Source organism: Corynebacterium sp. CCUG 65737 (assembly GCF_024454115.1).
Lineage (GTDB): Bacteria > Actinomycetota > Actinomycetes > Mycobacteriales > Mycobacteriaceae > Corynebacterium > Corynebacterium genitalium.
The window spans coordinates 1-3,264 of the sequence record NZ_JAGPZB010000028.1; the positions used below are offsets into that span (position 1 = coordinate 1).

Below are 3,264 nucleotides of genomic sequence, written 5' to 3' on the forward strand. Positions count from 1 at the left end.
GGAAAAAATAAACACCAAGACGCCGGTTTGTCCACCATGTCGCGACTCATCTGTCAACAATGTCGCGACTGATGACATTGGGGTGGCTGACGGGACTCGAACCCGCGACACCCAGGATCACAACCTGGTGCTCTACCAGCTGAACTACAGCCACCATCGCTGCCCGTCGCGTGCGTGGGCAGCGCTACATCACATTAGTTCACTGCGCCGGTTTTACAAAAACGGCTGGTAGGTCTCGGTCGATTCGGTCGCGCATACCGCCGCCGCGTCAGAGTCGGGGCCGGGAGCGGGGGTGAACACGGCACGGCGGTAGTAGTCGAGCTCGCGGATGGACTCTACAATGTCGGCGAGAGCACGGTGCGCCATGCCCTTTTCGGGCTGGTTGTAGTAGGCCTTCGGGTACCAGCGGCGGGTGAGCTCCTTGATGGTGGAGACGTCGATCATCCGGTAGTGCAGACGCTCGTCCAGTTCCGGCATGTGCGCGCGAATGAAGGTGCGGTCAGTGGCGATCGAGTTGCCAGCCAGCGGTGGGCGGTGCTCGCCGCAATGCTTATCGACGAGTTCCAGCACCGCCTCCTCTGCCTCCCGCAACGCCACAGTGGAAGCCTTGATCTGTTCCGTCAGCCCGGAGCTGCCGTGCATTTCGGTGACGAAGTCATCCATTTCGGCGAGTTCTGCGTCGGTGGCGTGGACGACAAGGTCAATGCCGCCGTCGAGGATGTTCAGCTCCGCGTCCGTGACGAGTGCTGCGACTTCAACAATGACGTGACGCTGCGGGTCGAGGCCCGTCATCTCCAGGTCGATCCAAACAATGCGGTCGTCCTTGGCGGGTAGGGCAGTGGGTTCTGCGGAGGGTTCTTCGCTCATGGTCTTCAACCTACCCGCCCGTGTTGTGGCTGCGGTTAGCCCATCTTGGCGTAGAACCAGCCGGTCACCGGCGCGATGACAGCACGCGGGGCGTAGGAGGAGACAAAGTCCATCGCCTTCGACAGCGGCCCGGGGGTGACGCGGCGCTGGTTCTTCATCATGGCAGCGATGGTCTCCTCCGAGCAGGACTCGTAGGTGGTCCACAAGAAGTCCGGGACGACCTTGTCGACGATCGACTGCTCGTCCTCCGGGACAACAGCGTCACGCACCGGGCCGGGAGCGAGAAGAGTGCAGTGCACGCCGGTCTTCTTCAACTCGTAGTGCAGAGACTCGGTGAAGGTGTTCACGCCGGCCTTGGTGAACACGTAGGTGGCGTTGTTCGGAATGGGCGCGTTGCCGGCGGCGGAGCCGACATTGCACAACGCGCCCTCTCCACGCGGAACCATCTGGTCCAACACCGCCTTGGTAATGCGGAAGACCGCCGTGGCGTTCAAGTTGTACTGGTTTGTCTCGTAATCCCAGTCTTGGTTCATGAACGGCCCGAAGGAGGCGATGCCGGCGGAGTTGACGCAGATGGAGATGGCTTTTTCGTCGATAAGCTCGATGAGCTCATCGACCTGCTCGGCCACAGAGAGATCCTTAGCGGCGACGATGACTCCGACGCCGTGGGCATCTTCGAGCTCGGCGGCAAGTTTCTGCAGGACGTCCTCGCGTCGGGCCACGATAATGAGGTTGTATCCCGCCTTAGCAAAGTCGCGGGCCATGGCCTCACCGATGCCCTGGCTGGCACCGGTGATCAGCGCGTAGGAATTGATGGAGGGTTGGGGAAAGCTCATGCGTGCGAGCCTACTGCAGGTTACTGCAGGCTACTGCACGGAGAAGATGTCTCCCGGCTGGCAGTCCAAGGCCTGGCAGATCGCGGCGAGCGTGGAGAACCGGACTGCCTTCGCGCGGTTGTTCTTGAGCACGGATAGATTCACCGGCGTGATGCCGACCTGCTCCGCGAGCGCGGCACCGGTGATGCCGCGCTCCGCCATGAGCCGGTCCAGGTGGCAGACGACCTGGGACTCCGCTGGATTGATCGGATTAGACAAGGCCGTCCACGTCCTCCTTCAACCGGGCGCCGCGGCGCAGAAGCATGGAAGCGAGGCCGAGGGTGAACAGGAGGATCAGTGCTGGTGTGAACTCGGAGTACGGGGTGCTGACACCGGTGTCCCACCATTGCTCCAGGCCCAGATCCGAGGCAACGAAATTGTTACCCAGACCCTCGAATCCGATGCGACCGATGAAATAAGCGAACATCGCGCCAGTGCCGAAGTTAAGGAGAGTGACGTTGCGTTGCGTGAAGATCCGCCCTTTGGACATGTTCCAGCCGATCATGCTCAGTGTCATCCCGGTGCCGAGGAGGCCGATGTACTTCGTGGCCAGACCAATGCCGTAAAGCCACTGGGCGCCGCTGGGGATATCGGCAAAAACGATGCCACCCTCGACGGCAGGGGATAGGCGGGTGATCACGATACCGTTGTGGATCATCTCGAAGATTTCGAAGCTGATCCAGAGGGCGACTAGGGCGGTGACTCCGATTGTGCTCGAGTTGAAATCTTTCGTTTGTTTCTCTGTCGGAGGCTTAGCGGTTTGGTTCGTGTCCATAGGCATGTTCATAACTCAACTCCTTATCGTTATTCGACACTCTCGATAATCGATAATATCGCAATTCGATATGGCGTCAAGGATGAAAAAGCGCCGCCCCTGTGTCGGGGTCGGCGCTGAGTGCGTTTGCGGGTTACTCGCCGCCGCAGTTGACCTCGGACGGACCGTCCGGGTTGTCGTTGGCGTAGCTGGAGTCGTCGTCGCCCGCGTTGTCCTCGCCGAAGTCCTCTTTGTCCAGGTTGTCCAGATCGCGGGACTCCAGACGCTCAAGGTCGGAGATGGGGTCAGTGTCGGGCTCGTTGCCGATGCGGCGCGTTGCAGCGTCGAGAAGCTTGTCGGGACCGTCGCCCGGCTGTGCGTTATTTGCCTGCGTGTTGTCGGCCATTAGTTCGCCTTCTCGCTTTCCTTCTCGGTGCGGTCCTGGAAGTTGCCGTCTGCGTCCGGGTCACCCAGGTTGTTGATGCTGTCGTCGCGGGTCGGCGTCGGGTTGACGGCCGCCTTGGCTGCATCGTCGGCGTCTTGCGCCTGGTCAAAGCTTGGGATGCTGTCCTTGCTCATGGTCGCTCCTCAATCGTGCTAGGTGATTTCGGTTATGCGACCAGTCTAGCGATTTTGCGCTGCGCGGGGCCGTAATCGCAGGTGAAAGGGGTATGGGAAAGCGCCCCCGGCAGTGTCTGAAGTCATGACATAGTTGACACGGCGTGCCTGGGACAGCATTCCTGATGGTTGACAGGTCAGTCGCGACAT

General features: G+C 60.7%; 6 protein-coding genes and 1 tRNA gene. All 7 read right to left on the reverse strand.

The window, feature by feature from the left end; translation table 11 throughout:
* Window positions 1–78: 78 nt before the first annotated feature.
* Window positions 79–154: transfer RNA gene (locus tag KBX17_RS11330), tRNA-His, on the reverse strand.
* Window positions 155–213: 59 nt separating this feature from the next.
* Window positions 214–867, reverse strand: coding sequence for an oligoribonuclease (gene orn / locus KBX17_RS11335; RefSeq protein WP_255998564.1), 654 nt, complete (start codon window positions 865–867; stop codon window positions 214–216).
* Between the two features lie 35 nt (window positions 868–902).
* Window positions 903–1,703, reverse strand: coding sequence for a mycolate reductase (gene cmrA, locus KBX17_RS11340; RefSeq protein WP_256019906.1), 801 nt, complete (start codon window positions 1,701–1,703; stop codon window positions 903–905).
* Window positions 1,704–1,733: 30 nt separating this feature from the next.
* Window positions 1,734–1,961 carry a helix-turn-helix transcriptional regulator gene (locus KBX17_RS11345; RefSeq protein WP_255998560.1) on the reverse strand — a complete coding sequence of 76 codons (228 nt, stop codon included), beginning with the start codon at window positions 1,959–1,961 and terminating at the stop codon, window positions 1,734–1,736.
* Entirely contained in the window at window positions 1,954–2,529 is a 576-nt protein-coding gene (locus KBX17_RS11350) for a hypothetical protein (protein ID WP_255995692.1), read from the reverse strand. Before KBX17_RS11350 ends, KBX17_RS11345 begins: the two co-directional genes overlap by 8 nt.
* 121 nt (window positions 2,530–2,650) lie before the next feature.
* Window positions 2,651–2,902 (reverse strand): hypothetical protein, encoded by a 252-nt coding sequence (locus tag KBX17_RS11355; protein WP_256019908.1) that lies wholly within the window; start codon window positions 2,900–2,902, stop codon window positions 2,651–2,653.
* Entirely contained in the window at window positions 2,902–3,075 is a 174-nt protein-coding gene (locus tag KBX17_RS11360; RefSeq protein ID WP_005288996.1) for a hypothetical protein, read from the reverse strand. The genes KBX17_RS11355 and KBX17_RS11360 overlap by 1 nt, the downstream gene beginning before the upstream one ends.
* Window positions 3,076–3,264 lie beyond the last annotated feature (189 nt).

Coding starts and splice junctions, on each gene's coding strand:
- KBX17_RS11355 (WP_256019908.1), bottom strand. CDS start 2,902: ATGGCCGACAACACGCAGGCAAATAACGCACAGCCGGGCGACGGTCCC.
- KBX17_RS11360 (WP_005288996.1), bottom strand. CDS start 3,075: ATGAGCAAGGACAGCATCCCAAGCTTTGACCAGGCGCAAGACGCCGAC.
- orn (WP_255998564.1), bottom strand. CDS start 867: ATGAGCGAAGAACCCTCCGCAGAACCCACTGCCCTACCCGCCAAGGAC.
- cmrA (WP_256019906.1), bottom strand. CDS start 1,703: ATGAGCTTTCCCCAACCCTCCATCAATTCCTACGCGCTGATCACCGGT.
- KBX17_RS11350 (WP_255995692.1), bottom strand. CDS start 2,529: ATGAACATGCCTATGGACACGAACCAAACCGCTAAGCCTCCGACAGAG.